Origin of the sequence: Pectobacterium odoriferum, assembly GCF_009931295.1 — a bacterium.
Taxonomy (GTDB): domain Bacteria; phylum Pseudomonadota; class Gammaproteobacteria; order Enterobacterales; family Enterobacteriaceae; genus Pectobacterium; species Pectobacterium odoriferum.
In genome coordinates, this window is sequence record NZ_CP034938.1 from 1,038,114 (window position 1) to 1,062,697 (window position 24,584).

Below are 24,584 nucleotides of genomic sequence, written 5' to 3' on the forward strand. Positions count from 1 at the left end.
AAGTTAATTATATTACTCTTTATCTGAGAGTAAGTATTCATCGTTAGGATGAGTATTTATTCTCAGATATTCAGGGTTCAGATAGTGGGTGGATAGTAAAGTCAACGATTGTAGGATGTGGAAGAGTGGCAGTTAAATAAGGGAAGTGTTAGTTGACATGTTAATATGTTAACCATATCCAATAAGTATTAACTTGCTAATTATATTCAAAGCGATAAATATTAATTTCTGATTAAATACGCCAATCAGGGAGGGAATCCTATGTCTGATAAAAAGGTATTTTTGTGTAATCTGCAACCAGTGGGTAATAGGGAAAATGCGCAATGCGACCTTATTTTCCCCTTATCTTCCGCGCAGCGGGGGATGTGGTTCGCCCAGCACCTAAACCACAGCGCCAAGGCCCAGGTATTCAAAGCTGCTGAATATCTTGAAATCCTTAGCCCTCTGGATACGGCGATATTTGAAAAAGCGGCCAGAATTGTCGTTGAAGAAGCGCCGTCTCTGCGGATGACCTTGCATAATACGCCAGAAGGCCCCTGCCAGCGTCTCGATCTGCCGCCTGACTGGAATTTCCCGCAGCTTGATTTTAGTCAGGAGTCTGATCCTACCGCGTCGGCAGAGCGATGGATGCGAAACGATCAAAATACTCCCTTTAATCTGTCGCGCGGTCCGCTTTTCTCATTAGCCCTTCTTCAATTGGCGCCCGAACGATTTTTTTTCTACCACAGTTATCATCACACTATTCTTGATGGGTATGGCGCGGCTTTGCTCGTACGGCGTATGGCCGAAGTCTATTCCGATCTTCTGGTTGGCAATCATCCCCATGGCGATTCTTTTGCCTCCCTGACGGACGTGCTGGACGCCAATAACGCGTATGAAGCATCAACGCGCTATGAGCAGGACCGTCAATACTGGATGAAACAGCTTACCGATCAACCAGCTCCGGTAAGTTTAGCGCAGCGGCAGGCGACTTGTTCCGATATTGTCCGTCGGCAGCAATACTTACCGCAACACAACCATCTTCAATTGCGGGATATTGCCAGCCGGCATGGCGTGGCCTTACCACAGTTACTGATTAGCCTGATAGCCATTTATCTTCAGAGAATAACGAAACAGGACGATCTGTTGCTGGGGCTGCCGATGACGGCGCGCTCCGGTAGCAATTTTCGCCGCTTTCCGGGTATGGTCAGCAATGTGTTGCCGCTGCGTCTGCGGCTGTCGGACGACGACGGGATCGCAGAGTGCCTTAGTCAGACGAAAAGCGTGTTATATGGTGCCGGGAGACACCAGCGCTATCGCGGCGAATCCATTAGCGCCGATCTGGGTTTGATCGCTCAGGGCAGTCCGCTGTACTCCACCTTGATCAACATCATTCCTTTCCAGTACGACGATATACGTTTTGGCGATGCGGGAGTCACCGTGCACAATTTGGCGCTTGGCCCGTCGGATGATCTTATGATCACGGTACTCGATCGCGGCACAACCCATGGCCTGGAGCTTTGTCTGACGGGCAACGCCTCCTTATACGATGAAGATGATTTAGCGTGTCACCTTCGCCGCCTGATGTACTTTTTCGCGATCGCCGAGGACAATCTGCCTAAAAAAGTGGGCGATTACGAACTGTTATCGCCTCAAGAGCATGACACGCTCATGCAGTGGGGAGCCGCGCAGAGCACCTATCCGTCAACGCATTGTATCCATGAGCAATTTGAAGCGCAGGCGCAGGCGTGGCCGGATGCCACGGCGGTGGTTTGTCAGGCGCAGTCGCTGCGCTACGGCGAACTGAACGCCCGCGCCAACCAGCTTGCGCACTGGCTGATCGAACTGGGCGTACGCCCGGACAGCCGTGTGGCGATCGCGCTTGAGCGCAGCTGCGAACTGCCCGTCGCCATTCTGGCGACGTTGAAGGCCGGCGGCGGCTACGTGCCGCTGGATCCCAGCTATCCGCAGGAGCGGTTGCAGTACATGCTGGAAGACAGCGAACCGGCGGTGTTGATCACCACACGGGCGCTCCTGCCGCAACTGGGCGAGCTGTCTCAGGGGCTTGGCCTGATTGTGCTGGATGCGGAATCTCGGCCCTGGGAGCAGTGCCCTTCGGCGAATATCAGCCCGGCGCGGCTGGGGCTGGCGGCGACCCATCTGGCTTATATTATCTACACCTCCGGCTCTACCGGCCGACCCAAAGGGGTGATGGTAGAGCACCGCAACGTAACGCGCCTACTGGCGGCAACGCAGGAAACATTCCAGTTCGACGAACGGGACGTCTGGACGCTGTTTCACTCCTATGCCTTTGACTTCTCCGTATGGGAAATCTGGGGGGCGCTGCTGCACGGCGGGCGTCTGGTTGTGGTGCCTCAACTGATTGCGCGCTCGCCGCAGGCGCTTTACCGTCTGGTGTGCGAAGAAGGCGTGACGGTGCTTAACCAGACGCCGAGCGTGTTCCGTCAGCTTACGACGGCGCAGGCGGAAAGCGGGGAAAGGCATGCTCTGCGCTGGGTTATTTTCGGCGGCGAGGCGTTGGATGTGGCGGCGTTATCGCCTTGGTATCGGCAGAACGTCGGTTGCCGCACGCAGTTAGTCAACATGTACGGTATTACTGAAACCACGGTGCACGTGACCAGTGCTCTGCTGGATGAACGCGACGCGGAGCGGAGCGGAGAAAGCCCGGTGGGACGCCAACTGGCAGACCTGCGGTTATATATTCTGGATGCGAGCGGGATGCCGGCGCCGATAGGAGTGGCGGGAGAGTTGTACGTTGGCGGAGCCGGGGTTGCGCGGGGTTATCTCAACCGGCCTGAACTGACCGCCGAGCGTTTCCTTGACGACCCCTTCGCTGGAAAAGGAGAGCGGATGTACCGTACCGGCGATCTGGGACGCTGGCGCGCTGACGGTACGATTGATTATCTGGGACGCAACGATTCTCAGGTGAAGATCCGTGGCTTCCGCATCGAGCTGGGCGAGATTGAAGCGGCGCTATTGAGCTACCCGTCAGTGGGCGAAGCCGTGGTGATCGCCAGACAGGATGGCGTTGGCGAACAATTTCTTTCCGCCTATTACGTGTTATCCAAAGGCCATGAGGGCGAAATACCGGAAGCGCAGATATTGCGTGCACATTTGGAGAAAACGCTGCCGGTTTATATGTTGCCGGATGCCTATGTACGGCTCCCTGTCCTACCTTTGACGCCGAATGGCAAACTGGATCGTAAAGCACTGCCGGCACCGGATGTCGGCTCGCGAGTAACGCATGTTTACGAGGCGCCGCAAGGCGTTCTCGAAGAGACGCTAGCCCGAATTTGGCAAGAGCTGTTGGATCTGGATCGGGTAGGCCGCCACGACAACTTTTTTGAACTCGGCGGACACTCCATGCTGGCAGTGCGTTTAATGGCACGGATGCGCGACGAAGGAATGGATACGGATGTCCGGGTACTGTTTGAACAGCCTAATCTAGCGGCTTTGGCCTCTGTGACGGGGCGTAGGGTCGATCTCCCTGTTCCTGACAATTTGATCCCTGTCGGCTGTACGTATATTGTGCCGGAAATGCTGCCTCTGGCGACGTTGTTACAAGAGGACATTGACCGTGTTGTGGCGACGGTGCCCGGTGGTGCAACTGCCGTACAGGATATCTACCCGCTGGCGCCTTTACAGGAAGGATTGCTCTACCATTCACTGACGGCGGAGCAGCACGATCCCTATTTATTGAATGCGCTGTTGGCGTTTGACAGTCGGCAGCGTCTCGATGCTTTTATCGACGCGTTAAATCTGGTAATTGCGCGCCATGATGTGTTGCGCACTTCGATAGTGTGGAAAATGTTGCGTAACCCGGTGCAGGTGGTGTGGCGTTCAGCCGTGACACCAGTGACCGAATTCACTCTGAATCCTGCTAACGGCGATATTGCTGAGCAGTTGCTAAATGCCAGCCCGGCGCGGTTGGATATCGGGCTAGCGCCTTTGCTGGCGGTACAGATTGCCGAGGATAAGCCTAATCGCCGCTGGTTGCTGACGCTGTTGTATCACCATTTGGTGGATGATGCGACATCGCTTCAGTTGCTGCTAAAGGAAGCGCAGGCGTGTCTGGAGGGTAAGGCTGAGTCTCTGCCTGCGCCTTTCCAATTCCGCCGCTACGTGGCGCAGGTCCGTCTTGGACGTGATAGCGACTCGGACAACGCTTTTTTCCGCGATATGTTGGGAACGCTAGAAGAGCCTACGCTGCCTTATGGCCTGACGGATGTGCAGGGAGATGGTCAGGGCGTCAATAAAGTCATTCACCCCGTGCCGGCGGCGCTGACCCAGGCGCTGCGGGAACAGGCCCGCAGCTTCGGGACTAGCGTGGCCAGCCTGTTCCATCTGGCCTGGGGGCGGGTGATCGGCGTGCTGTCGGGTCGTGAAGACGTGGTCTTCGGGACGGTTCTGGTCGGCCGGTTACAAGGCGGATCCGGTCATGCGCTGGGAATGTTTATCAATACATTGCCGTTACGATTGCAACTGTCTGGTTGCAAGGCGGCGGATGCTGTGCGTTATACCCAAAGTCGGCTGGCCGGTTTGTTGGCTCATGAGCACGCCTCATTGGCGCTGGCGCAGCGTTGCAGCGGCGTGCCTGCGCCGCTACCGCTGTTTAGCGCGTTGTTGAATTATCGGCATACCGTCATTAATCCACAGGATCAAGCCATCTCTCTGTGGGAAGGCATCGATCTTCTCAGTGCGGAAGAGCGAACCAATTACCCTTTGATCCTGTGTGTTGACGATCTGGATAAGGGGCTCACGATGACTGTGCAGGCGGCTATTTCGATAGACGCCGAGCGTGTGGTTGGTTACATGCAGACAGCGCTATCGGGATTGGTTGAGGCGCTGCAAAATGAGCCACAACGGTTGGTTGTCGATATTCCCGTGTTGCCGTCTGAAGAGCGTACGCTGACTATTGAGCAGTGGGGAGCCGCGCAGAGCACCTATCCGTCAACGCATTGTATCCATGAGCAATTTGAAGCACAGGCGCAGGCGTGGCCGGATGCCACGGCGGTGGTTTGTCAGGCGCAGTCGCTGCGCTACGGCGAACTGAACGCCCGCGCCAACCAGCTTGCGCACTGGCTGATCGAACTGGGCATACGCCCGGACAGCCGTGTGGCGATCGCGCTTGAACGCAGCTGCGAACTGCCCGTCGCCATTCTGGCGACGTTGAAGGCCGGCGGCGGCTACGTGCCGTTGGATCCCAGCTATCCGCAGGAGCGGTTGCAGTACATGCTGGAAGACAGCGAACCGGCGGTGTTGATCACCACACGGGCGCTCCTGCCGCAACTGGGCGAGCTGTCTCAGGAGCTTGGCCTGATTGTGCTGGATGCGGAGTCTCGGCCCTGGGAGCAGTGCCCTTCGGCGAATATCAGCCCGGCGCGGCTGGGGCTGGCGGCGAACCATCTGGCTTATATTATCTACACCTCCGGCTCTACCGGCCGACCCAAAGGGGTGATGGTAGAGCACCGCAACGTAACGCGCCTGCTGGCGGCAACGCAGGAAACATTCCGGTTCGACGAACGGGACGTCTGGACGCTGTTTCACTCCTATGCCTTTGATTTCTCCGTATGGGAAATCTGGGGGGCGCTGCTGCACGGCGGGCGTCTGGTTGTGGTGCCTCAACTGATTGCGCGCTCGCCGCAGGCGCTTTACCGTCTGGTGTGCGAAGAAGGCGTGACGGTGCTTAACCAGACGCCGAGCGTGTTCCGTCAGCTTACGACGGCGCAGGCGGAAAGCGGGGAAAGGCATGCTCTGCGCTGGGTTATTTTCGGCGGCGAGGCGCTGGATGTGGCGGCGTTAGCGCCCTGGTATCGGCAGAACGTCGGTTGCCGCACGCAGTTGGTCAATATGTACGGTATTACTGAAACCACGGTGCACGTGACCAGTGCTCTGCTGGATGAACGCGACGCGGAGCGGAGCGGAGAAAGCCCGGTGGGACGCCAACTGGCAGACCTGCGGTTATATATTCTGGATGCGAGCGGGATGCCGGCGCCGATAGGAGTGGCGGGAGAGTTGTACGTTGGCGGAGCCGGGGTTGCGCGGGGTTATCTCAACCGACCTGAACTGACCGCCGAGCGTTTCCTTGACGACCCCTTCGCTGGAAAAGGAGAGCGGATGTACCGTACCGGCGATCTGGGACGCTGGCGCGCTGACGGTACGATTGATTATCTGGGGCGCAACGATTCTCAGGTGAAGATCCGTGGCTTCCGCATCGAGCTGGGCGAAATAGCGTCCGTGCTACAGGCTTGTGATGGCATCAAGCAGGCGATCGTTATGGCGCGAGGTACGGCGCAGGATAAGCGGCTGGTGGCATACTGCGTTCCTCAGGAGGATGAGGGCGGCATTGCTATCGAAGCGCTTAAAGAACACCTTAGCGAGCGGTTGCCGGCATATATGGTGCCGGCAGCCTATGTCATGCTGGCGCGCATCCCGCTGACATCGAACGGGAAGGTGGACAGTAAAGCGTTGCCGGAGCCGGGGGAAGAGGCCTTTTCTCGGCAGGTTTATACGGCTCCACAGGGGCGTGAAGAGGTCGTACTTGCCGAGATCTGGCAGGAATTATTGGCAGTGGAGACGGTGGGCCGTCAGGACGATTTCTTTGCGCTCGGCGGTCATTCGCTGCTGGCGGTACAGCTCATTTCACGTATTCGCAGTGAGTTAAACCGTGAGCTGCCGCTGGCGGAACTGTTTGCCCGTCCGGCTCTCAAGGATATGGCCGCCTCGCTCGGCACGGCCGGGAAGGGGGCGCTGTCGGCCATTGAACCGCTGGCGGCGGGCGAGACGCCGCCGCTGTCGCTGGCCCAGCAGCGGCTGTGGTTCCTGGCGCAGATGGACGAGGCGGCGGGGGCCGCCTACGTGATAGCGGGCGGGTTCTGCCTGCGCGGAAAACTGGATGTCGCGGCGCTGCGTCAGGCGCTGGACCGAATCGTGGCGCGTCATGCGGCGCTGCGCACCCATATCGAAAGCCGTGAGGGCGCACCGGTGCAGGTGGTGGAGCCGGCCGGAGGCGGTTTTCCGCTGCGGCTGTTCGATGCCGGGGGCGTCGGAACGCCCGCGCCGTTTGCGCCGGTGTTCGATCTGACACGCGGCCCGCTGGCGCAGGGCGAACTGGTGCGGATAAGCGATGACGAGCACTGGCTGCGGCTGGCGCTGCACCATGTTATTGCCGACGGCTGGTCAGTCGGGGTGTTGATGCGGGAGCTGGGGACGCTGTATCAGGCGTTCAGCGCGGGCGATCCCGATCCGCTGCCGCCGCTGGAGATTCAGTACGGCGACTATGCGGCCTGGCAGCACCGGCATTTGCAGGCCGACGTGTTGCAGGCGCAGCAGCGCTACTGGGTCGAACAGCTGCGCGGTATTCCGGCGTGCCTGACGCTGCCGACGGACCGGCCACGGCCCCCGGTGCAAAGCTATGCCGGGGCGCATATTGAAGCGAGGCTGGACAGGGAACTGACCGACAGGCTGAAGACGCTGAGCCGGCGTCACGGCTGCACGCTGTTCATGACGCTGCTGGCCGGCTGGTCGCTGCTGATGAGTCGGTTGTCCGGGCAGGATGAGGTGGTGATCGGCACGCCGGTCGCCGGGCGCGGGCGGCGCGAGATCGAATCGCTGATCGGGATGTTCGTCAATACCCAGGCGCTGCGGGTGGACCTGTCGGCGTCGCCGGATACCGGTGCGCTGCTGGCGCAGGTGAAGACGGCGTCACTGGCGGCGCAGAGCCACGCAGATATCCCATTTGAACAGGTGGTGGAGGCGGTTGCGCCAGCTCGCAGCCTGTCGTACAGCCCGCTCTTTCAGGTGATGCTGGCGCTGCAAAATACGCCCGATAACGTTCTGCGTCTGCCGGCGCTGACCCTGTCGCCGCTGGCGAATGAGGCCACGACGGCCCAGTTCGATCTCAGTCTGTCGCTGAGTGAGGATAATGGCGCGGTGCAGGGCGTATTGATTTATGCCACTGCGCTGTTTGATGAAAGCACGGTACGGCGCTATCTGGGATACTGGCAGGCGCTGCTGCGCGGCATGGCGGACCGTCCCCTTCAGCCGGTGCAGTCACTGCCGATGCTGTCGGAGGCGGAGCGGCGGCAGGTGCTGGTTGAGTTTAACCAGACCCGCGCCGACTCCCCTGACGAGGCCTGTCTGCATGCACTGTTTGAAGCGCAGGCCGCCCGGGATCAGGATGCGGTGGCGCTGTGCTGCGACGGGCAGACGCTGCGCTACGGTGAACTGAATGCCCGCGCCAACCAACTGGCGCACTGGCTGTACGAGCTGGGCGTGCGGCCGGACAGCCGGGTGGCGCTGGTACTGGAGCGTGGTGTGGATCTGATTGTGGCGATGCTGGCCACCCTCAAGGCGGGCGGCGCCTATGTGCCGCTGGATCCGGGGGTTCCGCCGGAGCGGTTGCGCTATATGCTGGATGACAGCGACCCGACGGTGGTGCTCACCAGCCGGGCGTTGCGGGGGCAATTGGGCGCGCTGCCGGCCGGGCTGCGGACGATCGAACTGGATGGCGACAGCCGGCCCTGGACGCAGTGTCCGGCGGTAAATAGCAGTCCGGCGCAGCTGGGGCTGACGCAGAACCATCTGGCCTACGTTATCTATACCTCCGGCTCCAGCGGACAGCCCAAAGGGGTGATGGTGACGCATCGGGGCGTGGTCAATCTGGTGCGCTGGCACTGCGACGCCTTTGTGCTGCGTGAGTCGCACTGCGCGTCCAGCGTGGCGGGGCTGGGTTTTGACGCGGCGGTATGGGAGATCTGGCCGCCGCTCTGCGTCGGGGCGCGTCTGGTGATGCCCAGCCCGGCGGCGTCCCGCGACCCCGAGCGGCTGCTGGCCTGGTGGATGTCGCAGCCGATTGACGTTGGTTTTTTACCGACGCCAGTCGCCGAGCTGGCGTTTGCCCGCGAGCTGCACCACCCGACGCTGCGCACGCTGTTGGTCGGGGGCGACAGGCTTAACCGCCGTCCGCCGGATAACGCGGGGTTTACGCTGGTGAACAACTATGGCCCGACCGAGAACAGCGTGGTGGCGACCTCGGGCGCCGTGTGCGCCGACGACCAGGTATTGCATATCGGGCGGCCGATCGCCAATACCGCGCTGTACATTCTGGATCCGCAGGGAGAGCCGGTGCCAGTGGGCGTCTGCGGGGAACTGTATATCGGCGGGGCGCAGGTGGCGCGCGGCTACCTCAACCGACCTGAACTGAGCGCCGAGCGTTTCCTTGATGACCCTTTCGCGGGCGAGCCGGGGGCGCGTCTGTACCGAACCGGGGATCTGGGGCGCTGGCTGACCGATGGACGGGTGGAGTTCATGGGGCGCAACGATTCTCAGGTGAAGATCCGTGGCTTCCGCATCGAACTGGGGGAGATAGAGTCGGCGCTGCTGGCGTGCGACGGGGTATGCGAAAGCGTCGTCGTGGCGCAGGGTGATGCGACACAGGAAAAACGGCTGATAGCCTACTATACCGTCCATGATACCACTCAGATACCGGGTGCCGAGGCGCTGAAAGCGCAGCTTGACGCGCGTCTGCCGGCGTATATGGTGCCGGCGGCTTATGTCAGGCTGGCACGTATTCCGCTGACTGCAAACGGCAAAGTAGATCGTAAGGCACTGCCGGAGCCGGATGACACCGCTTTTGTGCGCCAGCGCTATGAAGCACCGCTGGCGGGCGACGAAACGGCGCTGGCGGCGATTTGGCAGGCACTGCTGGGCGTGGAGAAGGTGGGACGGCAGGACGACTTTTTTGCGCTCGGTGGTCATTCGCTGCTGGCGGTACAGCTCATTTCACGTATTCGCAGTGAGTTAAACTGTGAGCTGCCGCTGGCGGAACTGTTTGCCCGTCCGGCTCTCAAGGATATGGCCGCCTCGCTCGGCACGGCCGGGAAGGGGGCGCTGTCGGCCATTGAACCGCTGGCGGCGGGCGAGACGCCGCCGCTGTCGCTGGCCCAGCAGCGGCTGTGGTTCCTGGCGCAGATGGACGAGGCGGCGGGGGCCGCCTATGTGATAGCGGGCGGGTTCCGCCTGCGCGGAAAACTGGATGTCGCGGCGCTGCGTCAGGCGCTGGACCGAATCGTGGCGCGTCATGCGGCGCTGCGCACCCATATCGAAAGCCGGGAGGGGGCGCCGGTGCAGGTGGTGGAGCCGGCCGGAGGCGGTTTTCCGCTGCGGCTGCTCGATGCCGGGGGCGTCGGAACGCCCGCGCCGTTTGTACCGGTGTTCGATCTGACACGCGGCCCGCTGGCACAGGGCGAACTGGTGCGGATAAGCGATGACGAGCACTGGCTGCGGCTGGCGCTGCACCATGTTATCGCCGACGGCTGGTCAGTCGGGGTGTTGATGCGGGAGCTGGGGACGCTGTATCAGGCGTTCAGCGCGGGCGATCCCGATCCGCTGCCGCCGTTGGAGATTCAGTACGGCGATTATGCGGCCTGGCAGCACCGGCATTTGCAGGCCGACGTGTTGCAGGCGCAGCAGCGCTACTGGGTCGAACAGCTGCGCGGTATTCCTGCGTGCCTGACGCTGCCGACGGACCGGCCGCGGCCCCCGGTGCAAAGCTATGCTGGGGCGCATATTGAGGCGAGGCTGGACAGGGAACTGACCGACAGGCTGAAGACGCTGAGCCGGCGTCACGGCTGCACGCTGTTCATGACGCTGCTGGCCGGCTGGTCGCTGCTGATGAGTCGGCTGTCCGGGCAGGATGAGGTGGTGATCGGCACGCCGGTCGCCGGGCGCGGGCGGCGCGAGATCGAATCGCTGATCGGGATGTTCGTCAATACCCAGGCGCTGCGGGTGAACCTGTCGGCGTCACCGGATACCGGTGCGCTGCTGGCGCAGGTGAAGACGGCGTCGCTGGCGGCGCAGAGCCACGCGGATATTCCGTTTGAACAGGTGGTGGAGGCGGTTGCGCCAGCCCGCAGCCTGTCGTACAGCCCGCTCTTTCAGGTCTTGCTGGTGTTACAGAACACGCCGGACAAGACGTTGGCTCTGCCGAGTCTGACGCTATCGCCGTTACCTAATGAGATGACCACCGCGCAGTTCGATCTGAGTCTGGATCTTTGCGAGACAGATGAAGAAATAAAAGGGACGTTGTTCTATGCCACTGCGCTGTTCGATGAAGGCACGGTACGGCGCTATCTGGGGTACTGGCAGGCGCTGCTGCGCGGCATGGCGGATAATGCTGACCAGCCGGTACGGTCACTGCCGATGCTGCCGGAGGCGGAGCGACGGCAGGTGCTGGTTGATTTTAACGCGACCGACGTTGAGTTCCCGCAACTGGCTGGCGTCCACCTGTTGGTTGAAGCGCAAGCCGCACAGCGTCCAAATGAGTTGGCGGTGGCGTGTGGAGAACAAACGCTAAGCTATGCGGAATTGAACGCGAAGGCTAATCAGCTAGCGCATTGGCTTATCGGCCATGGTGTTCGCCCTGATGATCGAGTCGCTATTTGCGTGACGCGCGGCGCTGGAATGGTAGTGGCCTTGTTGGCCGTCCTTAAAGCTGGCGGTGCTTATGTACCTCTGGATCCGGCATATCCTGCCGAGCGCCTGAGCTATATGCTTGAAGACAGTTCGCCCGTTGCGCTGCTGGTTGACGAGTTGGGACGATTGGTGCTGGATGGGAGCAATCTCCCGCCAATCTTTGATCTGGAGCGGGATGCCTCGCTATGGAGCGGCCTGCCGCAGCGTAATCTTGCGCCTGAAAGCCTGGGGCTGACGTCACGGCATCTGGCCTATGTTATCTATACTTCAGGTTCGACAGGGCGGCCGAAAGGGATCGCTATGCCGCACGCTCCCTTGCTGAATCTGATCCACTGGCAGATAAGCCGTTCTGCGACCGCTACGTTGCAGTTCGCCTCTTTTGGTTTCGACGTTTGCTTCCAGGAAACGCTCAGCGCTCTGGCCAGCGGCGGCGTATTGGCTATCGTAACCAACGACGTTCGTCTTGATATGCCCCGTCTGGCGAGGTTCATCAAGGATCACGGCGTACAGCGCGCATTTATTCCACCGGCTCTGTTACAGGCTCTGGCCAGATCGAATAAGGAACAGGCGTGCGAGATTGAAGTGGCCGAGGTGATTACCAGCGGTGAGGCGCTGCACGCCACAGAGGAGATCCGTGCGTTGTTCGCCGATGCTGGCCGTAGCCAGCTCCGCAATCAGTATGGGCCGGCAGAGACGCATGTCGTCACCGAATATACCAGCCCGGATACGGTGTCTGAATGGCCTTCATTGCCGCCGATTGGCCGGCCGATCGCTAATACCCACATTTATATACTGGATGAGGGCGGCGAACCGGTTCCGGTAGGCGTTGCCGGGGAGATTTATATTGGCGGCGGCGTGGCGCGCGGTTATCTGAATCTGCCTGACCTGACCGCTGAACGCTTTCTGGCTGATCCGTTCTCCAGCAAGCCTGAGGCCCGAATGTATAAAACTGGCGACCTGGGATGCTGGCGTGCCGACGGCAACATTGATTATCTGGGACGTAACGATTTTCAGGTGAAGATCCGCGGCTTTCGCATTGAACTGGGCGAGATTGAAAACTGCTTGCGTGGTCACGATGCGGTTGAAGAGGCGCTGGTTGTTGCGCAGGGTGAAAGCGGAGAGAAACGTCTGGTTGCCTACTATCGGGGCGATGCCGATGCCGATGCGCTACGGACGTATGTTTCGTCGCATCTCCCCGATTACATGATGCCGGCGGCGTGGATCGCGCTGGAGGCGTTCCCGCTGACGCAAAATGGCAAGGTCAATCGGCAGGCGTTGCCGACGCCGGATGATACCGCTTTCGTCCATACTGCATATGAAGCGCCGGAAGGAGAGACGGAAGAAACGCTTGCCTTCATCTGGCAGTCTCTGCTGGGCGTTGATCGCGTAGGCCGCCACGATAACTTTTTCGAACTGGGGGGCCACTCGCTGCTGGCGGTGCGGCTTATTTCCCGCGTTCGCGCCGAACTGGACGTCGAGGTGCCTCTTGCCGATCTCTTTGCCTGTCCGACACTGCTCGCTTTCAGCGAACGGATTATTGATATCAGCATCGATCAGTTTGATAACGATGCGTTGCTTGAAATGACGGAATTATTGGAAGAAACCAACCATGAATAACAGGGATGACGATCGAGTATCCACCATTAAGACATTGTCGAAAAGTGAAAAAGTCAAGCTGCTGGCGCTAGCCAAGGCCAAAGGACTGAAGCGAAAAAACGCGGGGGATGCTCAGCCCATTCAACCTGCTGCCCGCTCCCCGCAGGGGGAGCCCCTCGCATTTGCTCAGCGACGACTGTGGTTTCTGGCGCAAATGGAGGAGAACGCCAGCGGTGTTTACACTCTGGGGGGCGCGTTTACGCTTACTGGACGGCTAGATGCCCGAGCAATGCGTGTGGCGCTAGATCGCCTGGTTGACCGTCATGAGATACTGAGAACCCGCTTTGTTACCGTAGAGGGAACGCCGCTACAACAGATTGATGCGGAGGATATTGGGTTCACGCTTGAAGAGATAGATGGTTCGGATATCGAAGCGGCTGAACACGCTTTCCCGCCGCACTTCGATCTGGAAAAAGGCCCGCTGATCGTCGGCCAATTGGTACGAATGGAGAATGAGGTGCATCTTCTGCGTATCGCCATGCACCACATTATTGCCGACGGCTGGTCGATAGGGCTGTTTATGCGGGAACTGGGCGTGCTGTATCAGGCGTTCAGCACGGGTCTCCCCGATCCGCTGCCGCCACTGGACATTCAGTACGCTGACTACGCCATCTGGCAGCATCGGCACCTGCACGGCGAGGTATTGCAGGCGCAGCAGCGCTACTGGGTTGAACAGTTACAAGGTATCCCGGCATGCCTGACGCTGCCGACAGATCGGCCGCGCCCGCAAACTCAGGACTATGCTGGCGGCAGTATCCCAGTGATGTTTGACTCGGTGCTGCTCGCCGATCTCAACGCGCTGAGTCGGCGTCACGGCTGTACGTTGTTTATGACACTGCTGGCCGGCTGGTCGCTGCTGATGAGCCGGCTGTCTGGGCAGGATGAGGTGGTGATCGGCACGCCGATCGCTGGGCGCGGTCGGCGTGAAGTCGAATCGCTGATTGGGATGTTTGTCAACACCCAGGCGCTGCGGGTGGACCTGTCGGCTTCTCCGGATACCGGTGCGCTTCTGGAACAAGTGAAGGCAGCCGCCTTGGCGGCGCAGAGCCACGCCGATATTCCGTTCGAGCAGGTGGTGGAGGCGGTCGCGCCGGTCCGCAGCATGTCGCACAGCCCGATCTTTCAGGTGATGCTGGCGTTACAGAATACACCAGACAATAAACTGTCGTTGCCGGGACTGACCCTAAGTGAACTGGCAGGGGAGGCAGTTAATGCGCCATTCGATCTCAGTTTATCGCTGGGGGTGAGCAATGGCGTTATGCAGGGTGTACTGATTTATGCCACCGCGCTGTTTGATGAAAACACGGTACAGCGCTATCTGGGTTACTGGCAGGCGCTACTGCGCAGCATGACGGAGAGTCCTCACTTACCGGTGCAGGCCCTGCCGATGCTGTCGTTTGAGGAGCGGCAGAAGGTGGTGTTCGATTTCAATGATACACTGATGGATTACCCTGCTGAATCCTGTATCCATGAACTATTTGAGCAGCAGGTCAAGGCGTGTCCTGATGAGGTAGCGCTGGTCTACGACGAGCAGACGCTACGTTATGGCGAACTGAACGCCCGCGCGAATCAACTGGCGCACTGGCTGATCGAACTGGGCGTGCGGCCAGACGACAGGGTAGCGATCGCCCTGACGCGCGGTGTAGAAATGGTTGTCGCGATTTTGGCCACCCTCAAAGCGGGAGGTGCCTATGTGCCGTTGGACCCGGTAACGCCTCCGGCGCGGCTTGCTTATACTCTGGAGGATAGTAAACCTCTGGTGTTGATCACCATGCAGGATATTCATACCCAATTGGATGATTTACCGCAGTCGCTGAAAATCATTGCGCTGGATAGCGATTACCGTCCCTGGTCGGCGTGTGCTGTATCTAATATTCCCTCTGTCTCGCGTGGACTTACCTCCCGCCATCTGGCTTATGTTATTTATACCTCAGGTTCCACCGGGAAGCCGAAAGGGGTCATGGTGCCCCATCAAGGGGTCGTGAACTTTTTGCTGTCTCAGCAGCGGCAGCTCGGTGTTAAGGCTGCCGCGCGTCTGTTGGCGGTCACAACCGTCTCCTTTGATATCCACGTACTGGAAATCTACCTGCCGCTGATCTGCTGTGGGCAACTACATATGGCGAGTGATGCTCTGCGTCAGGATGGCGAACGTCTGGGACGTTATCTGTGCGAACAGGGAATAACGCTGTTTCAAGCGACGCCAGCAACGTGGAAATTACTGCTTGAATCAGGCTGGCATGGTGAACTTGGGCTGACTGCCCTGATCGGCGGCGAGTCGTTTCCTCTGGGGCTGGCGCAGGCGCTGCTGGAAAAAGTAGGCAATCTGTGGAACATGTATGGCCCGACTGAAACCACCGTATGGTCGACCTGTTCTCCCATTCTGGCTTCCGACCGGCAGATTGTCATTGGCCGGCCGCTCGCTAATACACAGATATATATGCTGGATAGCCGCGGCGAACCGGCGCCTATTGGCGTAGCGGGAGAGATTTGCATCGGTGGTGCCGGGGTAACGCGCGGCTACCTTGGACGGGAAGACCTGACCGCCGAACGCTTTGTTGACGATCCCTTCTCCGGAGAGCCGGGCGCGCGTCTGTACAGGACGGGCGATCTGGGGCGCTGGCGCGCCGACGGTACGATTGATTATCTGGGGCGCAATGATTTTCAGGTGAAGATCCGCGGCTTTCGTATCGAACTGGGCGAGATAGAGTCCGCGCTTCAGGACTACGGGGCCGTACGGGAAGCGGTGGTGACTGCGTCGGGTTCCGAGGCACAGGAAAAGCGGCTGGTGGCGTACTGCGTCCCTCGGGAGGAGGGCGGCATTGCTATCGAAGCGCTTAAAGAACACCTTAGCGAGCGGTTGCCGGCATATATGGTGCCGGCGGCCTATGTCATGCTGGCGCACATTCCGTTGACACCGAACGGCAAAGTAGATCGTAAGGCACTGCCGGAGCCGGATGAAGCCGCTTTTGCGCGCCAGCGCTATGAAGCACCGCTGGCGGGTGACGAAACGGCGCTGGCGGCGATTTGGCAGGCACTGCTGGGCGCGGAGAAGGTGGGACGGCAGGACGACTTTTTTGCGCTCGGCGGTCATTCGCTGCTGGCGGTACAGCTCATTTCACGTATTCGCAGTGAGTTAAACCGTGAGCTGCCGCTGGCGGAACTGTTTGCCCGTCCGGCTCTCAAGGATATGGCCGCCTCGCTCGGCACGGCCGGGAAGGGGGCGCTGTCGGCCATTGAACCGCTGGCGGCGGGCGAGACGCCGCCGCTGTCGCTGGCCCAGCAGCGGCTGTGGTTCCTGGCGCAGATGGACGAGGCGGCGGGGGCCGCCTATGTGATAGCGGGCGGGTTCCGCCTGCGCGGAAAACTGGATGTCGCGGCGCTGCGTCAGGCGCTGGACCGAATCGTGGCGCGTCATGCAGCGCTGCGCACCCATATCGAAAGCCGGGAGGGCGCACCGGTGCAGGTGGTGGAGCCGGCCGGAGGCGGTTTTCCGCTGGGTCTGCTCGATGCCGGGGGCGTCGGAACGCCCGCGCCGTTTGCGCCGGTGTTCGATCTGACACGCGGCCCGCTGGCGCAGGGCGAACTGGTGCGGATAAGCGATGACGAGCACTGGCTGCGGCTGGGGCTGCACCATGTTATCGCCGACGGCTGGTCAGTCGGGGTGTTGATGCGGGAGCTGGGGACGCTGTATCAGGCGTTCAGCGCGGGCGATCCCGATCCGCTGCCGCCGTTGGAGATTCAGTACGGCGACTATGCGGCCTGGCAGCACCGGCATTTGCAGGCTGACGTGTTGCAGGCGCAGCAGCGCTACTGGGTCGAACAGCTGCGCGGTATTCCGGCGTGCCTGACGCTGCCGACGGACCGGCCGCGGCCCCCGGTGCAAAGCTATGCCGGGGCGCATATTGAGGCGAGGCTGGACAGGGAACTGACCGACAGGCTGAAGACGCTGAGCCGGCGTCACGGCTGCACGCTGTTCATGACGCTGCTGGCCGGCTGGTCGCTGCTGATGAGTCGGCTGTCCGGGCAGGATGAGGTGGTGATCGGCACGCCGGTCGCCGGGCGCGGGCGGCGCGAGATCGAATCGCTGATCGGGATGTTCGTCAATACCCAGGCGCTGCGGGTGAACCTGTCGGCGTCACCGGATACCGGTGCGCTGCTGGCGCAGGTGAAGACGGCGTCGCTGGCGGCGCAGAGCCACGCGGATATTCCGTTTGAACAGGTGGTGGAGGCGGTTGCGCCAGCCCGCAGCCTGTCGTACAGCCCGCTCTTTCAGGTGATGCTGGCGCTGCAAAATACGCCCGATAACGTTCTGCGTCTGCCGGCGCTGACCCTGTCGCCGCTGGCGAATGAGGCCACGACGGCCCAGTTCGATCTCAGTCTGTCGCTGAGTGAGGATAATGGCGCGGTGCAGGGCGTATTGATTTATGCCACTGCGCTGTTTGATGAAAGCACGGTACGGCGCTATCTGGGATACTGGCAGGCGCTGCTGCGCGGCATGGCGGACCGTCCCCTTCAGCCGGTGCAGTCACTGCCGATGCTGTCGGAGGCGGAGCGGCGGCAGGTGCTGGTTGAGTTTAACCAGACCCGCGCCGACTCCCCTGACGAGGCCTGTCTGCATGCACTGTTTGAAGCGCAGGCCGCCCGGGATCAGGATGCGGTGGCGCTGTGCTGCGACGGGCAGACGCTGCGCTACGGTGAACTGAATGCCCGCGCCAACCAACTGGCGCACTGGCTGTACGAGCTGGGCGTGCGGCCGGACAGCCGGGTGGCGCTGGTACTGGAGCGTGGTGTGGATCTGATTGTGGCGATGCTGGCCACCCTCAAGGCGGGCGGCGCCTATGTGCCGCTGGATCCGGGCGTTCCGCCGGAGCGGTTGCGCTATATGCTGGATGACAGCGACCCGACGGTGGTGCTCACCAGCCGGGCGTTGCGGGGGCAATTGGGCGCGCTGCCGGCCGGGCTGCGGACGATCGAACTGGATGGCGACAGCCGGCCCTGGACGCAGTGTCCGGCGGTAAATAGCAGTCCGGCGCAGCTGGGGCTGACGCAGAACCATCTGGCCTACGTTATCTATACCTCCGGCTCCAGCGGACAGCCCAAAGGGGTGATGGTGACGCATCGGGGCGTGGTCAATCTGGTGCGCTGGCACTGCGACGCCTTTGTGCTGCGTGAGTCGCACTGCGCGTCCAGCGTGGCGGGGCTGGGTTTTGACGCGGCGGTATGGGAGATCTGGCCGCCACTTTGCGTCGGGGCGCGTCTGGTGATGCCCAGCCCGGCGGCGTCCCGCGACCCCGAGCGGCTGCTGGCCTGGTGGATGTCGCAGCCGATTGACGTTGGTTTTTTACCGACGCCAGTCGCCGAACTGGCGTTTGCCCGCGAGCTGCACCACCCGACGCTGCGCACGCTGTTGGTCGGGGGCGACAGGCTTAACCGCCGTCCGCCGGATAACGCAGGGTTTACGCTGGTGAACAACTATGGCCCGACCGAGAACAGCGTGGTGGCGACCTCGGGCGCCGTGTGCGCCGACGACCAGGTATTGCATATCGGGCGGCCGATCGCCAATACCGCGCTGTACATTCTGGATCCGCAGGGAGAGCCGGTGCCAGTGGGCGTCTGCGGGGAACTGTATATCGGCGGGGCGCAGGTGGCGCGCGGCTACCTCAACCGACCTGAACTGAGCGCCGAGCGTTTCCTTGACGACCCTTTCGCGGGCGAGCCGGGGGCGCGTTTGTACCGAACCGGGGATCTGGGGCGCTGGCTGACCGATGGACGGGTGGAGTTCATGGGGCGCAACGATTCTCAGGTGAAGATCCGTGGCTTCCGCATCGAACTGGGGGAGATAGAGTCGGCGCTGCTGGCGTGCGACGGGGTATGCGAAAGCGTCGTCGTGGCGCAGGGTGATGCGACACAGGAAAAACGGCTGATAGCCTACTATACCGTCCATGATACCACTCAGATACCGGGTGCCGAGGCGCTGAAAGCGCAGCTTGACGCGCGTCTGCCTGCGTATATGGTGCCGGCGGCCTATGTCAGGCTGGCACGTATTCCGCTGACTGCAAACGGCAAAGTAGATCGTAAGGCACTGCCGGAGCCGGATGACACCGCTTTTGTGCGCCAGCGCTATGAAGCACCGCTGGCGGGTGACGAAACGGCGCTGGCGGCGATTTGGCAGGCACTGCTGGGCGTGGAGACGGTGGGGCGGCAGGACGACTTTTTTGCGCTCGGTGGTCATTCGCTGCTGGCGGTACAGCTCATTTCACGTATTCGCAGTGAGTTAAACTGTGAGCTGCCGCTGGCGGAACTGTTTGCCCGTCCGGCTCTCAAGGATATGGCCGCCTCGCTCGGCACGGCTGGGAAGGGGGCGCTGTCGGCCATTGAACCGCTGGCGGCGGGCGAGACGCCGCCGCTGTCGCTGGCCCAGCAGCGGCTGTGGTTCCTGGCGCAGATGGACGAGGCGGCGGGGGCCGCCTATGTGATAGCGGGCGGGTTCCGCCTGCGCGGAAAACTGGATGTCGCGGCGCTGCGTCAGGCGCTGGACCGAATCGTGGCGCGTCATGCGGCGCTGCGCACCCATATAGAAAGCCGGGAGGGCGCGCCGGTACAGGTGGTGGAGCCGGCTGGAGGCGGTTTTCCGCTGCGGCTGCTCGATGCCGGGGGCGTCGGAACGCCCGCGCCGTTTGTACCGGTGTTCGATCTGACATGCGGCCCGCTGGCACAGGGCGAACTGGTGCGGATAAGCGATGACGAGCACTGGCTGCGGCTGGCGCTGCACCATGTTATTGCCGACGGCTGGTCAGTCGGGGTGTTGATGCGGGAGCTGGGGACGCTGTATCAGGCGTTCAGCGCGGGCGATCCCGATCCGCTGCCGCCGTTGGAGATTCAGTACGGCGACTATGCGGCCTGGCAGCACCGGCATTTGCAGGCTGACGTGTTGCAGGCGCAGCAGCGCTACTGGGTCGAACAACTGCGCGGTATTCCGGCGTGCCTGACGCTGCCGACGGACCGGCCACGGCCCCCGGTGCAAAGCTATGCCGGGGCGCATATTGAGGCGAGGCTGGACAGGGAACTGACCGACAGGCTGAAGACGCTGAGCCGGCGTCACGGCTGCACGCTGTTCATGACGCTGCTGGCCGGCTGGTCGCTGCTGATGAGTCGGTTGTCCGGGCAGGATGAGGTGGTGATCGGCACGCCGGTCGCCGGGCGCGGGCGGCGCGAGATCGAATCGCTGATCGGGATGTTCGTCAATACCCAGGCGCTGCGGGTGGACCTGTCGGCGTCGCCGGATACCGGTGCGCTGCTGGCGCAGGTGAAGACGGCGTCACTGGCGGCGCAGAGCCACGCGGATATTCCGTTTGAACAGGTGGTGGAGGCGGTTGCGCCAGCCCGCAGCCTGTCGTACAGCCCGCTATTTCAGGTGATGTTTACGCTGCAAAATATGCCGGATAACACCGCTGAACTGGACGGCGTGACGCTATCGTCGCTGTCTGTTGAGACGACGACCTCCCAATGTGACCTGAGCCTGGAACTTTATGAACGTGAAGGACAGATTGGAGGACGATTGCAATATGCCACTATGCTGTTCGATGAAGGCACGGTACGGCGCTATCTGGGGTACTGGCAGGCGCTACTGCGCGGCATGACGGATAATGCAGACCAGCCGGTACGGTCACTGCCGATACTACCGGAGGCGGAGCGACGGCAGGTGCTGATTGATTTTAACCAGACGAGCGCCGACTACCCATCCACTGCCTGTATTCATTCGCTGTTTGAGGCGCGGGCGAAGGCGAATCCTGACGCTCTGGCGCTGATAGACGGCGACCGACGGCTGAGCTATGGCGAACTGAATCGGCAGGCCGACAGGCTGGCGCGCTGGCTGGCTGAATGCGGGGTGCGGCGGGAAAGCCGGGTGGCGATTGCACTGGAGCGTGGTGTGGATCTGATTGTGGCGATCTTGTCCACCCTCAAAGCGGGCGGCGCCTATGTGCCGCTGGATCCGAGCTATCCGCAGGAACGCCTGCATTTTATCGTGGCGGACAGCACGCCGCAGGTATTAATCACCGATACGCCATCGCATGCCGCTTTCAGCATCCTGCCAGCGGAGCTGATAGTGCTAGACGTCGATATAGTGCGCCCTTGGGATGAAGCCGATTCTGACGCGGACGAGATGCCGACGTCGGCTGCGGTAAACGCATCGACGCTTGCCTACATTATGTACACTTCCGGTTCAACTGGGCGGCCCAAGGGCGTCATGGTGCAGCACGGCAGTGTGGTGAAGCTGGCGCTCAACAACGGCTACGCCGATTTCCGGGCTGACGATCGCATCGCCTGCCTTGCTAACCCCGCATTTGACGCCAGTACCATGGAGCTGTGGGGGGCGCTGTTGAACGGCGGCAGTATAGCGATCTTCAGCCGCGACACGGTGCTGGACGCCAGGCTTTTCGGCGCACAGTTGCGCGAGCAGCGGGTCAGCATGCTCTTTATGACCACCGCCCTGTTTAATCAGTATGCGCACGCGTTGCAGGATTATCTGCCCAGCTTACGTTATCTGCTGGTGGGGGGCGAGTCGCTGGATCTTGGCTTTATCCGACATACGCTGCGCCACGGCGCGCCGCAGAACTTCATGCACGTCTACGGGCCGACGGAGACGACGACCTTCGCCACGGCCTATCGGATGAACGAGACCGATCCCGACAGCCCCTGCATGCCGATTGGACGGCCGATAGCCAATACTGTTGTCTACTTGCTGGACGGGCATAAGCAGCCAGTGCCGATCGGCGTGACGGGCGAGGTTTATATCGGCGGTAGCGGCGTGGCGCGCGGTTATCTGAACCTGCCTGAACAAACGGCGGAACGTTTCCTGAGCGATCCATTTGCGGTCGAGGCGGGGGCTCGAATGTACCGAACTGGGGATCTGGCGCGCTGGCGGGTCGACGGGACGCTGGAGTTTCAGGGGCGTAACGACTTTCAGGTGAAAATCCGCGGGTTCCGTATCGAACTGGGGGAGATAGAATCGGCCTTGCAGGCGTGCAATGGGGTGACGCAGGCGGTCGTGGCGGCGCGAAACAGTGGGGCCGACAAACAGTTGGTTGCCTATTACACCGCCGACGACGGTGTGGAAATTTGCGCCGGGGAGTTGAAAGCGCAGCTTGGCGCACGGTTGCCAGCGTATATGGTGCCGGCGGCTTATGTGAAACTGGAGACGATCCCGCTGACCGCGAACGGCAAGGTGGACCACAAGGCGCTGCCCACGCCGGATGAGTACGCTCTGGCGCGCGGCGATTATGAAGCGCCGCAGGGGCGTGAGGAGCAGATTCTGGCGGTTATCTGGCAGAATCTGCTGGGCGTTGAACAGGTGAGTCGACACGATGACTTCTTTGCGTTGGGTGGCCATTCGCTGCTGGCGGTACGTTTTATCAATGAGGCTCGCAAACAGGAAATTTACCTGACGTTATCATCGCTGTTTGCTGCACCACAACTGCGACTACTGGCTGAGAAAATACAACGCGGCGACGCTCAGAATGTTCACGATCGGGCGGTAGCGTTCCGCGCCTCCGGTTCCCAGCGTCCGCTGTTTATCGTGCCAGAAGCCAGCGCTGAAATGCTCTACGGTCCGCTGCTAGCCTCCTGTATTGACAGTGATATCCCTGTCTATGGGCTGATGGGACCGGATCGCAACCTGCCGACATTCAAAACGCTGGAAGGCGCGGCGGCACGCTATGTAGGGATAATCCGCTCGACCCAGCCGCAAGGGCCTTATAGACTGCTTGGTTGGTCGTTCGGCGGTACATTGGCTTACGAGATTGCTGCGCAACTGTTGGGACAGGATCAGCAAATCGAATTTCTGGGCATGCTGGATACCCGGTTGCCAGAGCGAGACGATGGACACATCGTGCCGATGGATGAACTGTTCGCGCTGAGCGATGATGAAGCAATGATTGACTTCCTTATCCGAGGCGATATTGAAGCAATCGTGGGAGCGGATTGCCTTGAGCGTTCGGGTAGACCGGTGAACTGGCGGGAACACTATCAACTGGGGCAAAAGATGGGGATGTTGCCGGCAGGTTGGTCGCCGGACTACTACCAAAACTGGATACATCACCGTCTGGATTTGTTGCGGGTAAAATATCATGTCCCCACGCTGCCAGTGAATCTCGATCTGTTTATCGCGCAAGATGAGCCGAACGACGGCGGCCAGTATCTTGGTTGGGATCGGGTGCTCCCCTGCGAGGCGATTCGTCTCTTTTCGCTGCACGGAGAACACCGGATGTTAGTGTCAGAGCCCTATGTCCGTGAAACGGGTAAAATGGTTTCTGAAGCGATTCAGGCTCGCAGCCAAGGGCGTATCGCTGTGCCAGACGCGCGCGACGACGGACATGAACCGATAGTGCCCTTACAGACGGGCGAACGCAATAGCCCAACCTTGCTGTGTGTTCATGGCGCGGGAGACAATGTCTTTGCTTTTATTGATCTGGTGAAATCGGTGGTGAGTGACTGGACGGTCCTTGGGTTGCAGGCCCGCGGTCTGTGGGGGGATGACGTACCCCACTCCAGCGTGGAGAGCGCTGCCGAGCACTACTTTCAGGCGCTTCGCCGCCAGACGCTCTCTAGTCCGCTATATCTGCTGGGGCACTCGTTTGGCGGTTGGGTAGCGCTCGAGCTGGCGACGAAGCTGGAGGCGGAAGGGATTGCCGTCGCGTCGCTGGTACTGGCGGATTCGGACGCTCCAACGGGCGATGCGCGGGAGTATACCGACCTACAGACGCTAGTTGAACTGGTTGAACTGTTTGAGATGCAAGGGTGCCGGTTAGGCCTAGATGCCGCTTCTCTCGACGGGATGACGCACTCCCAGCGGCTTGTTGCGCTGCACCGTAGCCTGATTGCACAAGGGCTGATGCCGGAAAATACCCGCTTAAGCGTGGTGGAAGGCATTTTCCGGGTATTCTCGACGAATATCCGCACCCGATATGCGCCGGCCAGGCTACCGGCGGTTACGCCTTATCTGATACTGGCTTGCGACGCAGATAACGAGCAACTGCAGGGATGGCAAGCGCTGTTTCCTCAATTGCGGTATGCGCGCAGCGAAGGCAATCACACCCAACTGCTGAAATCGCCCTGCTCCGCATTGCTGGTTGAGGCCCTGTTGCAGAAATAGGTTAGGAGGATAACAACCCAGCCCGCGTGCAATTGGATATTGGCGCGGGCGGTGGGTCTGCTGATTAAACGGGTTGATAACGGTAAGATTGACGCCGCTAACGATCTCTGCGCCAGCCCTTGTACGACAGGTATTTCCGGCGCGCAGGTGCAGATATTGTTCAGTGTGGCATGATAAATCCGTGCCGCAATACGCTGTGCGTCGAAAAACAGAGGGACTTTGTTGAATTAATTGGACTTTTTCTGGATGACTGGAGCAGAGCACGCATCATCCCTATGATGCTTTCCGTTTTCCAAGTGAA

At 60.8% G+C, this 24,584-nt stretch carries 3 protein-coding genes; all 3 read left to right on the forward strand.

Going from position 1 to position 24,584, the window contains the following annotated elements:
• The first annotated feature begins 261 nt into the window (after positions 1–261).
• Genes EO763_RS04660 through EO763_RS23745 form a run of 3 tightly spaced genes read left to right on the forward strand, consistent with a single transcriptional unit; the run spans position 262 to position 24,457 of the window.
• The gene (locus tag EO763_RS04660) at positions 262–13,092 is read left to right on the forward strand and encodes a non-ribosomal peptide synthetase (protein WP_161528238.1); all 12,831 of its coding nucleotides are present in this window, start codon (positions 262–264) and stop codon (positions 13,090–13,092) included.
• A complete protein-coding gene (locus EO763_RS04665) occupies positions 13,085–24,283 on the forward strand; it encodes a non-ribosomal peptide synthetase (protein ID WP_161528239.1) in 11,199 nt (3,732 codons plus the stop codon). Before EO763_RS04660 ends, EO763_RS04665 begins: the two co-directional genes overlap by 8 nt.
• A 51-nt stretch (positions 24,284–24,334) precedes the next feature.
• On the forward strand, positions 24,335–24,457 hold the full coding sequence (locus EO763_RS23745; RefSeq protein WP_280117251.1) for a hypothetical protein: 123 nt from the start codon (positions 24,335–24,337) through the stop codon (positions 24,455–24,457).
• Positions 24,458–24,584: the final 127 nt, after the last annotated feature.